We start from the raw sequence: 19,006 nt of genomic DNA on the forward strand, positions 1-19,006 counted from the left end.
TCTGCAGCGGGTCATCGGCTTCCGTTACACCCTTTTTCATGGCGTGCAGCGTTCTGGCCGGATGACACGGCAAAATGTTACGCAGCAAGCTTCATCGGTGGGTTTTTCTTCAGCAGCGCAACAACTTCGGGCAGCGGAACCGGCCTGCAGTACAGGTAGCCCTGCATGCACGGGGCTCCGTGCATCGCCAGGAATCGTGCCTGTTCCACGGTCTCGATGCCTTCCGCGACGACACGCAAGCCCAGGTGGCCGGCCATCGCCAGGATCGACTGGACGATCGCCATGCCATTGGCATCATGGGGCATGTCGCGCATGAAGCTCCTGTCGATCTTCAGTTCGTAAAGCGGCATCTTGCGCAGATAAGCCAGGTTTGAATAACCAGTACCGAAGTCGTCGATCGAGAAGCGGATGCCCAACGTTGTCAAGTCGCCCATGCGAGTCACGGTTTCATCAAGGTTGTCGACCAGTAAGCCTTCGGTGACTTCGAGGATCAACTGTTGCGGCCGCATCCCGGTTTCAAGCAGCGTAGCCTTAACGCTGGAGACAAAATCGGGCTCGCGAAACTGGCGCGGGCTGACGTTTACCGATAATGGCAACGGGCAGCCTGCTGCGTCCAGCTCTCGCCAGGCCAGGCAAGCCTGGCGCAGCACCCATGCACCGAGCGGTACGATCAGTCCGGTTGCCTCCGCGACTGGAATGAACACGTCAGGTGGCGTCATCGTGCCATCGGCACGGCGCCAGCGCAGCAGTGTCTCGGCCCCGACCGGAGTGCCATCCGGGGCGACCTGCAGTTGCAGATGCAGTGCCAACTCATCGTTCTGCATTGCGCTGAGCAGGTCGCGCTCGAGCGTCAGCGCCTGTTCGGCACTGGCCAGCATCGTCGGTTGAAACAGCGCCACCCCCTTGCGCCCGGCTGCCTTGGCATGGTACATGGCCGTGTCGGCTTCACGGAGCAGATCCTGGACGGTTTGCCCCGCCCGCGTCGGCAGCGCCACCCCGATACTGCCTGACGAATGGTAGAACTGCCCGTCGATGGTGAGGGGTTCGCGCAGTGCCGCGCACACCTGATCCGCCAGCCGGAGCGCAGAAGTGGTTGCGACGCTCTCGTCGTTGCCCAGGTCTTCAAGCAGCACGACGAACTCGTCGCCGCCGAGGCGTGCTACCGTGTCACCCTTCCGCACCGAGCTGGACAATCGGGCCGCCACGTGCCTGAGCAGCGCGTCGCCTGTGGCGTGGCCGCGCGCATCGTTGACATGCTTGAAATTGTCGAGGTCGATGAACAGCACGCTGCCCAGGCCGCGTCCGGCATGCGCCTTCGCTACCAGCGCATCGAGGCGTTCCATCAGCAGGCGCCGGTTCGGGAGCCCGGTCAGTACGTCGAAGAACGCCAGTTGGTGGACCGCATTGGCGGCGCGGCGCTGTTCGGTGATGTCGCGCGCGATCGAGACCCAGTGTGTGATTGGCCCTGCCTCGCCCGCGAAAGGCACCATGTCCAGCTCGATCCAGTAAGGGGCACCAGCCTTTGTATAGTGCACCGTCTGGACAGACACCGGTTCGTACCGCGCCATCGCATCGACAACGGTCGCGATCGCGACAGGATCGGTATCCGGACCGTGCAGCATGCGCATGCTGCGACCGATGATCTCATCGGCGCGGTAGCCGCTGCGGCGCTCGAAGGCAGCGTTGGCAAAGATCACCGGCTGCACGGTTCCGCGGCCATCGACCGCCTTGACGATCAGGACCATCTCGTTCAGGCCGGCGAGCGCCGCCGACGTGAGTTGTAGTTCGCAGTTCAATGCGTGCAGTGCGGCCTGTCTTTCTTCCAGCGAGCCGGTGACCGTGCGTGCGTGGTCCAGCGAACGCGACAAGCCCTTGAGCATGGTGTCACACGTCAGCGTGACAAGGGCGGCGATACAAGTGAAGTTCACGGTAAGGATGAACACACCCTGCACTGCATGGGGTGGGTAGCCTGCGACAGCCAGGACGCTGAATCCGGCCAGACCGAGAACCAGGACGGTGCCCGCGGCCGCCGCAAGTGAGATCAGCGCCGGACGCACGCCGAGAAAGATCACTGCCATGATCGGCAGCGCCATCAGCATGTAACAGATGCCGAAGGCATCGATCGTGATCATCGACAGGACTGACACGCCGTAAATGAGAGCGAGAAAACACCATACACGGACGGCGTAGGGGAGGCGGCGCAGGCGCCAGATCACGAAGACGGTGCCGAGGGCGACCGTATCGATCAGAACGATCTGGTTCAGGCCGTGGTGAAGAGCAAGCGCCATGGTCGGGAGTGCAGTCACGAGCGTCAGCATCTGCACGATCGACATGACTGATTTAAAAATGCGCACACGCCATTGCGCGATATCGTTGAAGTCCATCGTGAATTCTTTCTTGAATGACCGTGCCCGCCTTCGGGAGCCATCAGCTGCGGTTGACTGCCACGGCCATCATTGAATGGGGCTCGCCATCACACGCCGTGCAATGACGCTGGGTGGCCGGCTCGCCACAGGTTGCGGGATGTCTGGCTACAGCGCGATGGCTGTCGGATTTCGCGCTCGGCGTGGCGAGACGCGGGAATGAGCCGCCATCTTCAGTGTCGGTCGGGGAGGCAGGAGCGTCGCCTCGGGTGCCGTGCCGGTCTGGAAGGTACCGACCAGAGCAGCCAGCTCATGGGCTTCCGTCTGCATGGCATCGGCCGCGGCGGCGGCCTCTTCGACCAGTGCTGCATTCCGTTGTGTCACCTGGTCCATATCCGCTATGGCCTGATTCACCTCTTCGATCCCGGCACGCTGCACATCGCTGGCAGCGGCGATTCCGCTCACCAGGTCCGTCACACGCTTGACGCTGCCGACGACGTCTTCCATGGTTGCGCCGGCCTGGTCCACGAGACGGGTGCCAGCCTCGACCGTCGCGACCGAGTCATCGATGAGTCCCTTGATCTCCCTTGCCGCTGCGGCAGAGCGCTGCGCGAGGGTACGCACCTCGCCCGCGACCACGGCGAAGCCGCGACCTTGCGTTCCGGCGCGTGCCGCCTCGACGGCGGCATTGAGTGCCAGGATATTCGTCTGGAATGCGATGCCGTCAATGACGCCGATGATATCGGCGATCCGGCGTGACGACGCGTTGATGGCTCCCATGGTATGCACGACCTGCGCCACGACAGCGCCGCCGCGCGCCGCAGTGTCCGATGCAGCGCCAGCCAGTTCGCTTGCGTGGCGGGCGTTGCCGGTATTTTCCTTCACCGTCGTGGTCAGCTCTTCCATTGACGATGCCGTCTCTTCGAGCGAACTGGCCTGCTGTTCCGTGCGGGAGGACAGGCTCTGGTTGCCGGCGTTGATTTCGTTCGAGGCAGCTGCAATCGTGTCGGTGCTTGCACGCACGCGGGTGACAATGCCCAACAAGGCGCTGCTCATCGCCTGCAACGCTGTCATCAGCTCCCCGGTCTCGTTTCTGGACGTCTCCCGGACCCGTACTGTCAAATCGCCCTGTGCGACACGCTTGGCGATGCTCACAGCCTCGGCCAGCGGGACGAGGATGGTGCGCGACAGCCCATATGCCAGCCCGGCCCCCAGCAGCACTGCGGCAATCCCTCCGGCAATCAGCGTCAGTGCCAGCTGCGATGCCAGGTTGGCCACCGATTCGCTGCGTTCGACCAGCAAGGCCACTTCCTCGGTCTTGATGTCACTCAACAACTTGCGCATCGTATCCATCGATTGTCGACCGCGTCCTTCCTGCTCGAAAGCGACAACCTTTGACAGGTCGGAATCGGCGCTCGCGCGTCGCAGCGAGATCCCCGGCTCGATCGCAGTGTCGCGCCAGCGTTCGACTTCTGCCATCAAACGTTGCAGGCGGTCGCGCTGGCCGGCGTCATTAATAACGAGCTTGCTCGCGTTCTGCAAATGTGTCCGGAACTCAGCCTTGCCGGTATGGTAGGGTTCCAGTGATGTCTCGAGTCCGGTCAGTGAGAAGCCTCTGGCGCCCGTTTCGATGTTGACCAAGCTCATCAGGGCTAAGTCCACTTCGCTCAGTGCCTGATAGGTCTTGATGTTCATTTCGCCCGCAGCGGCAAGCGCGGAGAAGTTCTTGAGAGCCAAGCCTACGAGCAGCAAAAGAAGCGCCGCCATGGCGCCAAAGCCAACATACAGCCGCGTTCGAATCGTAATATCGGAAATTTTCATGAGATCGCCATTAGTTGTTCTGGTGCCGAGCCGTTCGGCTGGTATTTCTAAAAACAGCGTCTCCTGATCGAAAGCCGGTGTCGAATCGCCACGTGCCGTCATATCAATGGCCCTCTGGTACGGGGCCTTTCTGCGCGGGTGATGCCGGTTATCGGAGACAGTTGCGCCGAATCGTATTGCACCCGCTTGTCATGTCCCTGCCCTGACACCCACCGGGCCAATAAGAGCAATGCACATGATTTCACTCATTGTAAACTGTACGGACTAGTATAGTAAATACTATAGTGAAAGAAAAATTTCGTAAGAGAATTTTTCGGGCAACGGCGCAGGAGGTGGCCACGTGGACTGTCGCGCTCGTTAGGGCAGGGTCGTTCTGGCGCGGTTTCCAGGCATGCCGCAGTGGCCGAGCGAGACTGTGCCCGTGGACAGGCTGCTCGCACCTGGATGATGGCAGCCGCGATCCGCCATCATCGCCAGATGAATACCGCCGAGGTGTTCTTGGAGGGGGGCTATCCGCGAACGCCAGGCAGGAAGCGCGGTCGGAAGGGGAGCTGGCACGCGAGCACCACGTAACGCATGGATGGTGACGAGTCGGACTGGAAGCTGGCGGCAAGGGCAGCACGATCAGGCAGGTGCTGAGTCATTCTTTGCCGGCTGGTGGTTAAAATTGAGCTCATCCATGAGGCTGATGCAGTACCTCGTGAACACCGCCAGGCCACGCGGCTGCTTGCACGTTATTTCGACCGTGCTGCTTTGCCAGGTAAAGCGCCGCGTCGGCGGCACTGACCAGTGCCCGTCCGTCCGGGCCGAATGTCGGGTGGCTCGCCACACCAAACGAGGCAGTAACTTGCGGGATCACCCTGCCATCGTGTTCGATACGAAGGTTCTGGATCGCCTGTCGAATCATCTCGGCTCGCTCGGCCGCCATCGCTTCCGCGCATGCCGGCATGAGAACGATCATCTCTTCGCCGCCATACCGGCAAATGGTGTCCGCACTTCTGATCGTCGCCTTCGCGGCCGCGGCAACTGAGCCCAGCACGGCGTCTCCGGCACCGTGGCCGAAGGTATCGTTCACGCGCTTGAAATGGTCGATATCAAACATTATCACGGACAGCGGCTGCTGACTTCGCTGTGCGCGCGCCAGCTCGCGCTTTAACGTCTCTTCCATGAACCGGCGGTTGTAAAGACCTGTCAGCGGATCGATAATCGACTGTTCGCGCAGCGCTTCCCTCAACCGGACATTCGATAGGGCCAGCGATACCTGTTCAGCCAGGACTGTCACGAGTTCTCGATGCATCTCAACATTATCGTCAGGCAGTCGATCGACCGTCACCGACATCAGGCCCAGAACCGCGCCTTGGGTCACCATGGGAATACACAGGTGAATGCGCCGATGTTCCGTCAGCAGATGCTGACAGCACAGGTCGGTCTCCGCAAGATGGTCATGCGGCCGACCGAGCCGCAGTGCCCAGCAGTCCTCCGGCGAGATCGCACGTGCAGTCGCCTCCGCTCCCCAACTGGCGAGCGGCTCCAGGACATCGTTCGAATTGCGGTACAGGTAGACGGTCCCCGACGCACCCGGCAAGAGGGCAGTAAGGCATGGGCCCAATACCGCTGAAGTATCATCAAGCGCATGCACCGAGTCGATAGCCTGCAGCATGCGGGCGCTTCCCGACATCATCGCGTTGCGTAATTCTGCCGATGTAATCGCTTTTTTTAGCTGATCCGCAGCTACCGACCTGTCCCTGAGAAGCCGTCTGACGTTGAACGCGGCGATTCCCAGCAACAGCGCGTTGATCGCTCCCGCGAGTGCACTGAAGTACGCCACTTGAGCTGACCCGTCAATCAATGTCTGCCTGGCGTGATTGCGCCGCTCGGCCATGAGCGTGATCTGCCTGCCAATCAGAAGGCGCAGCTTGTCCATCTGTGCCTTGCCGACCGCTGACGCAGCAAACAAACTCTCGCGGGTCGCACCATAGTTCCTGCGTGCGGCAATGCTGTCGGCAGCGTTCGCAAGTTTTGCGTCGGTAAGTTCAACGATCTGGTTGATGGCATCGAGCTCCTGCGCGTCCAGCGCACCCTGAACCAGCTCGCGTTTCAGCGAAGGAATCTCAAGTACCGCAGCGGTGTAAGGCTCCAGGAAACTCTCCAGTCCGCTCATGACATAGCCGTTTTGACCGGTTTCGACGTCGCGCATCATGCCAAGCAGGTCTGTATAAGCAGTCTGGCGATCCGCAGCGAGCTTCAGTACGGGTACGCCTTCGCTGACGCGGCTGTTGAAGAAGAACGGGATTGCAGCGACGATGGAGGAGGCGAGAACCGCAGCGATAGCGATTCGTCGAACATGTGCTTCAACTGGCATGACAAGGCGGTACTGGAAGGCTGGCCCGGTGTCGAAGAGCAATATACGGGCAGATGCCGTCACTCTACCCTACATCGTGGCACTTTCGATTTCCAAGGCAAAACAATGCTTCTACATGTTGCGTTTCGGCATCCAATGCCTGCAGGATTGAACATGCTGGAGGAGCTGACTGAGGTGCTGCGCTTCAGGCCACATATGCAGAACGATGTCGGGGACCGAACCCTCGCGCCGCACTAAGCGCCCTGGGGCGTGGCGCGCAACGTTCGTCAAGGGTTCGACCATGGTGCCATGCGCGATTTCGCGGTTCCTTCCGTACCACCGCGGTGCAGTTGAGCCAGGTGCATGGAGCTGTTCAGGTCCTGGCGGTGCCGACGTGTCGGCTGCGTTGTCAGTGCGCTCCGGTCGTGTCTGCAACCCGTGTGGGTTTGGGCGCGAACCAGATCGCGATGGCTGCCAGAATAAAAGCCAATCCCGCCCATAGAAATACCTGGTTCGTGGCCAGCATTACGCTTTGCCCCTGTACCAGCTGTTCGATCATGCCCCGGGCTTGCTCGGACGGCAGGCCGTTCGCTGTCAGCATGCCCATGGTTTCGCCGCTTCGGTCCACCAGACCAGCCAGCTCGTCATGATTGCGCGTAGTCTGGTTCTCCCAGGCGGTCTGTACCAGCGAGGTTGCGAACGCTCCCGCGACGGTGCGGCAGAAATTCATCAGGCCAGCTGCGGAGGCGGTCTCCAGTTCGTCCACGCTGGACAGGGCAAGGCTGGTAAGTGGCATGAAAAAGAACGGTAACCCGAGACCCTGGAACAGCAACAGCGAGCTGATTTGCCAGAGGGTCATGTCGGATGTGGCATCGGTGCGCAGAAGCGTCATGATGCCCAGCCACGCCACACCCAGGAAGACCAGGAGCCGGGAGTCCACCTTTTCGGAGAGGCTGGCGGCAAACGGCGCCGCCAGCACTGCCAATACGCCGCTGGCGGCCGTCGCGATGCCTGCCTGGCTTGCCGTATAGCCCATGTAGTTCTGGAGCCAGAGCGGCGTCAGCACCGTCGAGCCGAAGAAAGCACCGAACGCGAGGCAGATGGTGACTACGCTCATCGTGAATCCGCGATGACGGAATACTCGCAGGTCGACTACGGGCTCCTTGGCGGTGAGCTCCCAGATCAGGAACGCCAGGAAGCCAATGACGGCGACGATGGCCAAAACCACGATCTCGTGCGACGCAAACCAGTCCAGGTTCTTTCCTTCGTCCAGCATGATCTGCATGGCTGATACCCATACGATCAGCAAACCCAGGCCAACGATATCGATACGCACTTTGAGGGAAGGCGTCTCGTAGCGTCTCAGTAATTTCCAGCCCAGGTAAGCGCAGACCAGCGCGATCGGGACATTGATGAAGAAGATAAACGGCCAACTAAGCTCGTCGCATATCTTGCCGCCCAGGATAGGGCCGAGGATCGGGGCAACGAGCGTGGTCATGCCCCACAGTCCGACTGCGGCTGCCGCTTTTTCTTTCGGGAAGATGCGCAGCAACAGCGTCTGCGACAGGGGCATCAACGGCCCCCCGGACAAACCCTGGAACACGCGGAAGGCGACCAGGCTGCCCAGAGATGGCGCCAGGCCACACAGGATCGAGCACAGACCGAACATCACCATGGCGGTGATGAACACCCGGACCGAGCCAAAACGGTTCGCCAGCCATCCGGTAAGCGGTACGGTGATTGCCTCGGCTACCGCATACGAGGTGATCACCAGGGTGCCTTGGCTGTTCGACGCACCAAGGCCGCCAGCGATGTTCGGAACCGAGACGTTGGCGATCGTGGTATCGAGGACAACGATGAAATTGGCAGCCGCCAGCAGCAGCGCGGCCATCACCAGCTGTCCCCCGACGAGGGGCTGGTCAATGCGGGGCAGGGCTGTAGCAGCTGCGCCGGACGAGCCGGCATCCATGGTGGTGGAAGACATGCTTGATCCTTAACGCACCGATGCGGTCTCGGTATTGGCGCTCGCGCGGGTGTCAATCGTGGCGGTCATCGACAGCCCGACCTGTAACGGATGCTCGCGTAATTGCTCGGCATCGAGCTTGATCCTCACCGGGAGGCGCTGCACTACCTTAAGCCAGTTACCGGTCGCGTTCTGCGACGGGATGACGGCAAAAGCCGAGCCCGTACCTCCGGAGAAACCAACTACCTCGCCATGGTAGGCGACAGCGCTACCGTACAAGTCCGACTTCAACTCGACGGCCTGTCCGACGGCGACGTTCTTGAGCTGCACTTCCTTGAAGTTGGCATCCACGTGCACCTCCTCGAGAGGAACCACCGACATCAGCGGCGTGCCGGCCTGCACCCGCTGTCCGAGCTGCACCTGGCGTTTGGCGATCACACCGTCGACTGGAGCACGCAGCACCGTGCGATCAAGATCCACCTTGGCGCGTTCGTGCGCAGCCCGGGCCAGGGCGACCTCGGGATTCGTGTCGACGGTCGCATCCGCAGTCAGCGCCTGGCTGGCCTTGAGCGACCCGGCAGTGGCATTACGGTTCGCTTCGGCCTGGCTTACGGCAGCTTGCGCTGCGCGGACAGCAGCCTCGGCATTGGCAAACGCCGTGCGGGCGTTGGACAATTCCTCGCCGGATACCGAGCCTGAGCCGGCAAGGTCTTCACGGCGCGCCAAGTCCAGGCGCGCGCGTTGCAAGTCGGCCTGGCTCGACACAAGCTGCGCTGCCGCACGCTGGCGGTCCGCATCGCGCGCTGCCAGCTGGGCGAGATAGCCTTCGTCATTGGCCAGGAAACCACGTACGCGACGCTCCGCCCGCTCGAGTTCCGCAGCCGTGCGCGCGACTTCCAGCTTGGCGTCGGTAGGGTCGATCGTCACGAGAACGTCACCCTTCCTGACGTGCTGCGTGTCGATGACCTTGATGTCCCGGATCGTGCCGGCGACGGATGGCGTAATCTGCGCCATTTCTGCCGCCACATAGGCATTGTCGGTCGATACGTAGTGAGAGCTTGCTAAGAAATAATACGCTCCATAGCCGAGCGCAGCCGCCAGCACCGTGCCACCCAGCATGCCGAATAGCTTCTTGCGGGAGCCGGATGAATTCACGGGAGTTGGCGCGCTAACCGCCGTTGCACTGCCGGTCGTTTCGCTGGGAGAAAGATCTGCTTTTTGCATCATGAGTCCTGTGTAATTTATTCTTTACCATTTGTGACGGTGACACCGCCGCCCAGCGCACGAATCATCTGGACGTTAAGGGCAAACATGCGGGTGCGCAGCGCGGTCAAGTCGCGGGTATTGCCGAGCAGCGCGTCTTCGGCATTGAGCACTTCGAGATAGGTCGCCAAGCCGCCTCGATAGCGGTTGCGCATGATGTGCCACGCGTCTTCCGACGCAACGACGGCGGCTTCCGTACGATCGAGACGGCCAGATAGCATGCGCTGGCTCGTCGCCGCGTCGGCCACCTCGCGTAATGCCTGAGCCAGCGTGTCGTTGTAACTTGCAACCGCTTCGTCATAGTCGGCGCGAGCCCCCTTGTATTGCCCCTGCAGGCGGGATGTATTAAAGACAGGCAGGCTCACCGCCGGCCCGGCATTGCCTGCAAGTGAACCGGATTTGGTCAGCATGTCCAGGCCCAGCGACTGGAACCCAATCGCCGCGCTGAGGTTGATGTTGGGATAGAACGCCGCGCGTGCTTCGTCGATGCGTTGCGCCATCGCCTGCGCACGTGCACGCGCAGCCGCGATGTCCGGACGACGGCCGATCAGTTCCGCCGGGAGCGACGAGGGTATCCTGATCGCAGCTGGCAGGTCGAGGACGGGGGCCGTGATGCCGAGCGCACGGTCGGGGCCTGCGCCTGCAAGGTAAGCCAGTTGATGCGCCTGTAGCGAAATCGACTCGTCGATCGCCAGCAGATCCGCTTCGGCAAGCGCCTGCCTTGCCTCGACCTGGCGCAAGCTGCCGACCGTCTCGAGGCCGCTGCGCTGCCGCTCGCTGAACAGGACTGCGGTCTGCCTGCGCAGCGCCAGGGCCTGTTGCGCCGTCGCCCTGGCCGCATGCAGACGGACCAGTTCAGCGTACCCGGAGGCGATCGCCGTGGTGAGCACGAGCCGAGCTTGGGCGCGATCGGCATCGGCTGCGTCAGCTTCAGACGTAACCGCGGCAACAGCTGCACGATTCTTGCCCCAGAAATCCAGTTCCCAGCTCAGGTTCAACGCCGCGCTGGCGCTTGTATTCCACCCATGGGGGACGAACGCTTCCGGAACGCCGTTGTTGTAACTCTGCTTGACCTTTCCTGCAGCCACGCTGGCGTCAACAGACGGGGCAAGGCTGCCGCGTGCCGACTGAACCTGGGCGGCGGCTCTGTCGAACCGTGCCTGGGCGCTTGCCAGCGAGGGAGACGCTCGCAATGCTTCCTCAATCAATGAATCAAGTTGCGGGTCGCCGTACTCCTTCCACCATTGGTCGGTCGGCCATGCCCCGGCAAGCCCAGCGAAGCTCTGCGATGCAGGATAATCCGCGGCAGAATTCATATGTGGGAGCGGCGCTGTCTTGGGCACTTGGGCACATCCGGCAAGGACGAGAGCAAGTGCCAGGGCGAGGGCTGGTCCCCTTGTCCTGTGGGTGCACTGATGCAGGTGCATGAACAAATCCTATATCAAAACTAAACGGTACAGTACAGTTTAAAGAGAGATTTTCTATGCGTCAAGTAATCCCCGATCGCATATCGGAAACGGCACGCGCTGAAGGTTGCCGGCAGCCGCACCGCATACTTGCTAGGGCACGGCGTTGCCAGGAAAGGAAAATTGCATGCGCGGTACGGCACGCCCGCGCCGCTTTTCGCCAGATACCGATCGGGGCATTGGAGCTGGAATCAGGCTGGCAGAGAGACATTCAGACACGCCAAGCCCCGTAGCGCCTCGAAGTTCCACTGCTCGCATGGCAGGACACCCGCGAAAGCCCGGCAGTTGTCGTATATTCACCGGGTCGGCGACGGCGCCACGACGATGCGGCACTCGTCACGCCTCGCGCCCTCCTGGCCTTGCGCGGCGGCCGAAGAGTTCAATTGCGTAATTTAGTGCCTGGCAATGAAGCTCAGTACCGCGGCATTGAAAGCGCCCGGCTGCTCCCAATACGCCGAGTGGCCGGCTTCGGCAATAATGGCATAGCGTGAATTGGGCAAGTGTGGCCGCAACAGCGCCAGAAGAGCTGGCGGCGTCAACAAGTCGGCTGCCCCTGTGAGGAAAAGCGCTGGCGGCTTCAACTGCCGCAAGGTTCGCCAGTCCAGCACGTTTTCTTTCGGCTGCAAGCGAGTCGGATTTGGAGCGCCCATCCGTTCCAGCACCATCCACCGCGATGTGCCGTTGGGGTTCAGGGCGCGATAGGCCGGTCCGAGTTCGCGGATATGCGGTGGCAGGGCCATGACTTCCGGTGTGAGCAGTCGGCTGGTTGCCGCGACAAACTCTGCTTCGTCGATGCCACCTAGGCTTGACGCGACAACCAGGCTTCGCACCAATTCCGGATGACTGACGCCAAAGTCCAGCGCGGTAAATCCGCCGGCGGCCGTGCCGACGAGATGAAACGGCGGCAATTCCAGGTGCCGTGCCAGCCCGAGCAGGTCTGCGGTGCCGGACACGTTCTTGTCGGGGGCTGCGACAGCAGAGCGATAATGGCCACGGCGGGAATAAGCGATGACGCGGTAACCCTCCTTGCCAAAGCGTTCCTGCTGATAAGGCCAGGATGCAGCGCTTCCTGTGGCAGCGTGCAACAAGACGATGGGGACCCCGGATCCGCCACTATCCTGGTACCACAACCTGGCCCCATCCACGTCGGCCCACCCGCCCTTGGCCACCATGTGCCGCGGCTCCTCGGGCCAATTGTCCACAGCTGGATAGAACAAGGTCGCGTTTTGTTCGGCCCCGGAGTAGGGGCAGGATGATTGCTCCACGGTTTCTCCGGCATTCAGTTTGTGATGACGGCCATGCACATGGCTGCCGGGCAAGCATGTCGGCGCCCGGCAGTTCGGAACCGCCGGGATCAGCTGAAGCCAGCCCCCAGCGTGATCGTCCCGCGCAGTGAGCCATCTGGCTTCTGCGTGATTTTCAGAACGTCTTCCATTCCGGATACGCCACTCTGCCGGCGCACCAGATCGTTTTCATTCGTGTAGATGGTCACCCCTCGATTCTGGTAAGCGCTGTGTGTCGATTGAATGACGTTGAGCACCGCCTGCGGGAAGTAGAGCTGTGACGTAATCATCGTATCCCGCCCCAGGAAGGCACGAAGGTGGATATGCACCGCACGTGGCATGTACCAGCCCGGGACGATCGTGTGGAACGTCACCTTGCCCTCGGCGTCGGTGAGTTGCGCACCGCGCAGGAAGCGTTCCTTGTCGCTGGCTTTTGCATGTCCATGCTCGTCGAGGGAGCTCAGGTCCGGCATCTGGTTGGGATCACTGGCCAGGTAACCGCTGTATTCCCCTTGCGCGTTGCAGTGCCAGATCGAGATCATCGCCCCCTTGATGGGCCGGCAGTTCGAATTCGCAGCCACGAGTTGCAGTTCGAGTTCAAGGGGAATGCCTGGCTGGTTCTCGCGGATATCGGAGCGGATGAGCTGCTTGTCGATGAAATAGGGACCTTCCACGGTCGCGGTGGCAACGCGGCACATATTGGGCACCTGCCCGAGGAGGTCGTCGACTGCGACAGCATCGCCCAGCGCGCTTTGCGCAAGGGCAGGAGAGAGCAGCCCGCTGACTGGAGTTAGCATGGTGCCCAGCAATCCTGTCAGCAGCGTCCTGCGCTTGATCAGGAATTCGTTCGGTACATCGTCGTGTTCAGCCATACTTGCTGCTTCGTTTCCCATGTTCGTCCTTTCGTTAATGATCAACACTCTCCTCCGGCACCGGCAGGCCCATGCGATGCTCCGGGCAACGTGCGCACGGCCAGGGATCCTCACGGCGTGTTCAATACCTCATCAGCCTCGCGTGCTGCCTAAACAAAACTGATACGTCCAGTTTACTTTAAAATTGACAGGGTGGTGGACATTTTTTGCAACAGTGCGGCGCCTGACAAAAGTGTCTGGATATGAGTGGATGGACGTCAGCAACATTGTCGCGCTGTACCCGGGGGATAATGTAAACTGATCTGTATAGTTAAACAGGCTGATATCTTGTTAGCCATGAAGCCAGTTGGTAGCAAGGAAAATGTATGCGCAAGAAAACTGAGGAGAAACGCCAAGCCATCCTCGCTGCGGCAAGGCAAACCTTCCGTGAAAGTGGTTTTGAAACAAGCTCGATGGATGACATCGCGATGAGAGCCGGTGCGTCGAAAGCGACGGTCTACGGTTACTTCCCGTCCAAGGAGGCGCTGTTTCTCGAGGTGATCCTCGACGTAGGGGAGGCCCATGGCGATGCCGCGTTCAAGGAACTGATCGCCAGTGAAAACCTGTCGGACGGGCTTAGACGGTTTGGCGAGCAGCACCTGGCATTTATCTCGACGCCAGGAGCCATCGCGCTGGCGCGCCTGGCAATCACCGAAGGCGGGCGCTCGGGCTTGGGTAGGGAATTCTATGCAAGAGGACCAGGCGCGATGATCGAGCGTTTGGCACGGTATCTGGAAGGGGCAAGCCAAAGGGGACAACTGCGGAAGTGCGACCCGAACCAGATGGCGGAGCACCTCATTTCCCTGTATGAGGCGGGCCTTCTCATCCGATGCCTGTTCGGTTATCCGTTGCAACTGGACGAACAGCGAAGGGACACGTCGGTAGCACGCGCAGTAGATGTTTTCATGAATTTCTATGGGGTACCTCGGGACGACGCCAAGCCCGAGTGGTAGTAGCTCACCCAACCCCTGGGACCTGCAACTCGGCAGGTTGCCGGCGCCGCAGGTCGGCCACGGCTGCGCGGCAGGCGGACCCTTATTGTTGCATCCGTGCGGCAACTATCCTAAAAATCTCTTTACTGAACTAGGTCGTTTAGTTTAGAGTCGTGGTCATGGGTTCACCGGTTTTGACAAGGTGGGGAGCAATCTCGCCCAGTGGCACTTTTTCGCTCAAATGTAGAATGAATATTCATTCTATCTTTCTAACAAGACTGGAAGTATGTATGAACAGGTCTCTCTTCAGCCAGCCGCATCGGTCGGCAGGCATTCTTTTCCTCGCAGGTGCGGCGGCGCTGACCGCCGGCTGCGACTCCGATAAGCAACAGCCGGCTGGCCAGGGTGGGCCGGGGGGTAAGATGCCTCCAGCACAGGTATCCGTTTACACGGTGCAGCCCCAGGCGCTGCCGGTAGTCACCGAGTTGCCAGGCCGTACGTCGGCGTTCCAGATCGCGGAAGTACGCCCTCAGGTGGCCGGCATCGTGCAGAAACGCCTGTTCACGGAAGGTGCTGACGTGACGGCGGGGACGCCCCTGTACCAGATCGATCCGGCCACGTACCAGGCGTCGTTCACTGCTGCCAAGGCCGCGCTGGCGCGTGCACAGGCGAACCTCCTGACAGCCGGGCCGAAAGTGAAACGCTATAGGGAGCTGGTGGAGATAGAGGGTGTGAGCCGACAAGACTACGATGACGCCGTGGCCGCCGAAGCGCAGGCCCGTGCCGACGTCGAATCGGCGAAGGCACAGCTGGAGAGTGCGCGCATCAACGTGGGGTATACGAAGGTCGAGGCACCGATCTCGGGCCGCATCGGCCGTTCCAATGTCACCGCCGGTGCGCTGGTGACGGCCGGGCAGGCCACGGCGCTCACCACTGTCCAGCAGCTCAACCCCATTTATGTCGACGTCACGCAGTCTGGTGAGGAATTGCTGCGGCTGCGCAAGGCGATGGAAGGCGACGGCATGAAGAAAGCTTCCGGTAAGGTCACGTTGAAACTGGCCGACGGAACCACTTATGCGCAGGAAGGCAAGCTGCAGTTCGCCGACGCGAGCGTTGACCCGGGGACGGGCAATGTCACGCTGCGGGCATTGTTCCCGAACCCGAAGCACGAGCTGCTGCCGGGCATGTTCGTGCGGGCTGTCGTCGAAAGCGGAGTGAACGAACAGGCCATTGCCGTGCCCCAGCAGGGCGTCAGCCGCAACCAAAAAGGCGAAGCGACGGCACTCGTCCTGAATCGGCAAGGCATCGTGGAACAGCGTGTGATCGCCACGACGGGAACCGCCGGCGACAAATGGCTGGTCAGTTCGGGCCTGGCAACTGGAGACCGGGTGATCGTCGAAGGCATCCAGAAAGTCAAGCCTGGCGCGCCCGCCGTGGTTGCTCCGGAAGCGGCCGGTGTAGCTGGTGCCAAGCCCGCCGCCGCCCATTAAGCCAGCAGGAGTAAAACAACATGGCAAGATTTTTCATCGATCGCCCCATCTTTGCATGGGTCATCGCGATCGTCATCATGCTCGCGGGCGCACTTGCTATCTGGGGGCTGCCGATCGCGCAGTATCCCAGCATCGCGCCGCCTTCGATTTCGATTTCCGGCTCTTACCCGGGCGCTTCGGCGAAGACGGTGGAAGACGCGGTCACTCAGGTCATCGAGCAGAAGATGAAGGGTATCGACGGCTTGCGCTACATGAGCTCGTCGTCGGATTCAACCGGCGGTATCAGCATCACGCTGACGTTCGCGAACGGCACCAACCCCGACATCGCCCAGGTTCAGGTACAGAACAAGCTGCAGCTGGCCACGCCACTGCTGCCCGCTGCCGTCACGCAGCAGGGACTGGTCGTGTCGAAGGCGACAAAGAACTTCCTGCTGGTACTGGGCTTTGTGTCCGAAGATAACAGCATGGACAACGGCGACCTGGGGGACTATGTCGCAGCCAACGTGCTCGATCCATTGTCCCGCGTAGCCGGCGTGGGCGATGTCACGCAGTTCGGTTCGCAATATGCGATGCGTATCTGGCTGGACCCGACCAAGCTGACCAGCTATCAACTGACACCAGCCGACGTGATCACTGCCGTGCAGGCGCAGAACGCGGAAGTTTCCGCGGGTGAGCTGGGTGGTTCGCCTTCGGTTCCTGGACAGCAGTTAAACGCGACCGTGACCGCCCAGAGCCGACTGCAGACCGCCGAGCAGTTCGGTGCGATCCTGCTGAAAACGCAAGCCAATGGCGCCACGGTGCATCTGCGCGACGTCGCGACCATGGAGCTGGGTCGGGAAAGCTATAACACGGTGGCGCGCTTTAACGGCAAGCCGGCCACGGGTATCGCCATCAAGCTGGCCACCGGCGCGAATGCTTTGGACACTGCTGAAGCCGTCAAGGCCCGAGTCGAGGAGCTCAGCAAGCTGTTCCCGAAAGGAATGAAGGCGGTGACCGCCTTCGACACGACGCCGTTCGTCGAATTGTCGATCGAGGAAGTGGTCAAGACGCTGGCCGAGGCCATCGTGCTGGTGTTCCTTGTGATGTACCTGTTCCTGCAAAATTTCCGCGCCACGCTGATCCCGACGATGGCGGTCCCCGTCGTGCTGCTCGGCACCTTCGCCGTGCTGTCCACGCTTGGTTATTCGATCAACACGCTGACGATGTTCGCGATGGTGCTTGCCATCGGCCTCCTGGTGGACGATGCAATCGTCGTGGTGGAAAACGTCGAGCGCGTGATGACGGAGGAAGGCCTGTCGCCGAAGGAGGCGACCAAGAAATCGATGGGCCAGATTTCGGGCGCGCTGGTCGGCATCGCGATGGTGCTGTCCGCCGTATTCGTGCCGATGGCCTTCTTCGGTGGTTCCACCGGCGTGATTTACCGGCAATTCTCGGTCACGATTGTGTCGGCCATGGTGCTGTCGGTGCTGGTGGCCATGATCTTCACGCCGGCGCTGTGCGCCACTATCCTCAAGCCGGTCGAGAAGGGCCATCACTTGACGAACCGCGGCTTCTTCGGCTGGTTCAACCGCACGTTCGAAAAGAGCACGGACAAGTATCAGGGGGCGGTGGCCGGCATGATTCGCCGCCGTGTGCCGTCGATGATCCTCTATGCCGTGTTGTTGGCCGTGCTGGCGCTGGTGTTCATGCGGTTGCCGACCTCGTTCCTGCCGGACGAAGACCAGGGCGTGCTGTTCACGCAGATCCAGCTGCCGACCGGCGCCACGCAGGAACGCACCCTGAAGACGATCGAGAAGGTCGAGGACTTCTTCCTGAACCAGGAAAAGGCCAACGTCGCTTCGGTGTTCGCCGTGGCCGGCTTCTCGTTCGGCGGCAATGGCCAGAATACCGGTATCGCCTTCGTGCGGATGAAGGATTGGTCCGAACGGGCCGGCGCGGAAAACAAGGTCAGTGCGATTGCCGGCCGTGCCATGGGCGCACTGCTGCAGTTGCGCGACTCGATGGTGTTCTCGTTCGCGCCGCCGGCGGTGATCGAGCTGGGCAACGCTTCGGGCTTCGACCTGCAATTGCAGGACGTGGGCGGCGTGGGGCATGACGCGTTGATGGCTGCGCGTAATCAGTTGCTCGGCATGGCCGCGCAGAATAAGATGCTGGCGGGCGTGCGCCCTAACGGCCAGGAAGACACACCGCAGTACAAGGTCACGATCGACCAGCAGAAAGCGACCGCGCTGGGACTGTCGGTGTCAGACGTGAATCGCGTGCTGTCGGTGGGCTGGGGATCGTCGTATGTCAACGACTTCATCGACCGCGGCCGTGTGAAGAAAGTCTATGTGCAGGGCCAGGCCGATGCGCGCATGGCGCCGGAAGACCTCGACAAGTGGTTTGTCCGGAACACGGCCGGAGAAATGGTTCCTTTCTCGGCCTTTGCGTCGGGCCAATGGATATATGCATCGCCACGCCTGGAGCGCTACAACGGCCTGCCTTCGGTCAATATCCAGGGTACCCCGGCGCCAGGCGTGAGCTCTGGTGCGGCAATGGCGGAGATGGAGAAATTGATAGCGCAACTGCCAGCAGGCATCGGCTATGAATGGACCGGCCTGTCGGTCGAGGAACGCGACTCGGGTTCGCAGACCCCAATGCTGTACTCGATTTCGCTGCTGATCGTGTTCCTCTGCCTGGCCGCCCTGTATGAAAGCTGGTCGGTGCCGGTATCGGTACTGCTGGTAGTCCCGCTGGGTATTCTCGGCACGGTGCTGGCCACCACGCTGTTCCATTTGTCGAACGACGTGTACTTTCAGGTCGGCTTGCTGACGGTGGTCGGCCTCGCGGCGAAGAATGCGATCCTGATCGTCGAATTTGCCAAGGAATTGCAGGAGAGCGGCCGCGATCTGCGCGAAGCCACGCTGGAAGCGGTGAAGCTGCGCCTGCGGCCAATCCTCATGACGTCAATCGCCTTCGGCCTTGGCGTGCTGCCGCTCGCCGTGGCAAGCGGCGCTGGCTCCGGCAGCCAGAACGCCATTGGCGTGGGCGTGCTGGGAGGCATGCTGACGGCAACGTTCCTCGGCATCTTCTTTGTACCGGTCTTTTTCGTGCTGGTGCGCAGCATGTTCGGGGCGAAGGCCACTGACAATGCGCTGCAGGCAACCGGTGCCATCGTTAAGGAAACCCATTGA

At 61.2% G+C, this 19,006-nt stretch carries 11 protein-coding genes; 3 read left to right on the plus strand and 8 right to left on the minus strand.

The window, feature by feature from the left end; genetic code table 11:
• Positions 1-77: 77 nt before the first annotated feature.
• From V6Z91_RS18675 to V6Z91_RS18710, 8 genes are all read right to left on the minus strand, one after another.
• Positions 78-2,384 (minus strand): EAL domain-containing protein, encoded by a 2,307-nt coding sequence (locus tag V6Z91_RS18675; protein WP_338759476.1) that lies wholly within the window; start codon positions 2,382-2,384, stop codon positions 78-80.
• Positions 2,385-2,531: 147 nt separating this feature from the next.
• On the minus strand, positions 2,532-4,286 hold the full coding sequence (locus V6Z91_RS18680) for a methyl-accepting chemotaxis protein (RefSeq protein WP_338759479.1): 1,755 nt from the start codon (positions 4,284-4,286) through the stop codon (positions 2,532-2,534).
• Between the two features lie 571 nt (positions 4,287-4,857).
• Positions 4,858-6,609, minus strand: a complete 1,752-nt coding sequence (locus V6Z91_RS18685) for a diguanylate cyclase (RefSeq protein ID WP_338759482.1) — start codon at positions 6,607-6,609, stop codon at positions 4,858-4,860.
• A gap of 325 nt (positions 6,610-6,934) precedes the next feature.
• Positions 6,935-8,494 (minus strand): DHA2 family efflux MFS transporter permease subunit, encoded by a 1,560-nt coding sequence (locus tag V6Z91_RS18690; protein WP_338771930.1) that lies wholly within the window; start codon positions 8,492-8,494, stop codon positions 6,935-6,937.
• A 24-nt stretch (positions 8,495-8,518) separates the two neighbouring features.
• Complete coding sequence (locus V6Z91_RS18695) at positions 8,519-9,715, minus strand: HlyD family secretion protein (protein ID WP_338759485.1); 1,197 nt, start codon at positions 9,713-9,715, stop codon at positions 8,519-8,521.
• A 14-nt stretch (positions 9,716-9,729) separates the two neighbouring features.
• Positions 9,730-11,067 carry an efflux transporter outer membrane subunit gene (locus V6Z91_RS18700; protein WP_338759488.1) on the minus strand — a complete coding sequence of 446 codons (1,338 nt, stop codon included), beginning with the start codon at positions 11,065-11,067 and terminating at the stop codon, positions 9,730-9,732.
• A 542-nt stretch (positions 11,068-11,609) separates the two neighbouring features.
• Entirely contained in the window at positions 11,610-12,482 is an 873-nt protein-coding gene (locus V6Z91_RS18705; protein WP_338759491.1) for an alpha/beta hydrolase, read from the minus strand.
• Positions 12,483-12,571: 89 nt separating this feature from the next.
• Positions 12,572-13,417: a hypothetical protein gene (locus V6Z91_RS18710; protein WP_338759494.1), complete on the minus strand. Its 846-nt coding sequence runs from the start codon at positions 13,415-13,417 to the stop codon at positions 12,572-12,574.
• A 320-nt stretch (positions 13,418-13,737) separates the two neighbouring features.
• On the opposite strand from V6Z91_RS18710, the gene V6Z91_RS18715 reads away from it, so the two are divergent.
• The 3 genes from V6Z91_RS18715 (at position 13,738) to V6Z91_RS18725 (ending at position 19,006) form a co-directional block, all read left to right on the plus strand.
• Positions 13,738-14,364, plus strand: coding sequence for a TetR/AcrR family transcriptional regulator (locus V6Z91_RS18715; RefSeq protein ID WP_338759497.1), 627 nt, complete (start codon positions 13,738-13,740; stop codon positions 14,362-14,364).
• A gap of 269 nt (positions 14,365-14,633) precedes the next feature.
• Entirely contained in the window at positions 14,634-15,833 is a 1,200-nt protein-coding gene (locus tag V6Z91_RS18720; protein WP_338759500.1) for an efflux RND transporter periplasmic adaptor subunit, read from the plus strand.
• A 20-nt stretch (positions 15,834-15,853) separates the two neighbouring features.
• Positions 15,854-19,006: an efflux RND transporter permease subunit gene (locus V6Z91_RS18725; RefSeq protein WP_338759503.1), complete on the plus strand. Its 3,153-nt coding sequence runs from the start codon at positions 15,854-15,856 to the stop codon at positions 19,004-19,006.

Source organism: Massilia sp. METH4, assembly GCF_037094685.1.
GTDB lineage: Bacteria > Pseudomonadota > Gammaproteobacteria > Burkholderiales > Burkholderiaceae_D > Rugamonas.

What these genes read in the sequence shown, in the direction of transcription:
- V6Z91_RS18675 (WP_338759476.1), bottom strand. Translation starts at nt 2,384, where the DNA reads ATGGACTTCAACGATATCGCGCAATGGCGTGTGCGCATTTTTAAATCA.
- V6Z91_RS18720 (WP_338759500.1), top strand. Translation starts at nt 14,634, where the DNA reads ATGAACAGGTCTCTCTTCAGCCAGCCGCATCGGTCGGCAGGCATTCTT.
- V6Z91_RS18725 (WP_338759503.1), top strand. Translation starts at nt 15,854, where the DNA reads ATGGCAAGATTTTTCATCGATCGCCCCATCTTTGCATGGGTCATCGCG.
- V6Z91_RS18715 (WP_338759497.1), top strand. Translation starts at nt 13,738, where the DNA reads ATGCGCAAGAAAACTGAGGAGAAACGCCAAGCCATCCTCGCTGCGGCA.
- V6Z91_RS18690 (WP_338771930.1), bottom strand. Translation starts at nt 8,494, where the DNA reads ATGGATGCCGGCTCGTCCGGCGCAGCTGCTACAGCCCTGCCCCGCATT.
- V6Z91_RS18700 (WP_338759488.1), bottom strand. Translation starts at nt 11,067, where the DNA reads ATGAATTCTGCCGCGGATTATCCTGCATCGCAGAGCTTCGCTGGGCTT.
- V6Z91_RS18695 (WP_338759485.1), bottom strand. Translation starts at nt 9,715, where the DNA reads ATGATGCAAAAAGCAGATCTTTCTCCCAGCGAAACGACCGGCAGTGCA.
- V6Z91_RS18680 (WP_338759479.1), bottom strand. Translation starts at nt 4,286, where the DNA reads ATGACGGCACGTGGCGATTCGACACCGGCTTTCGATCAGGAGACGCTG.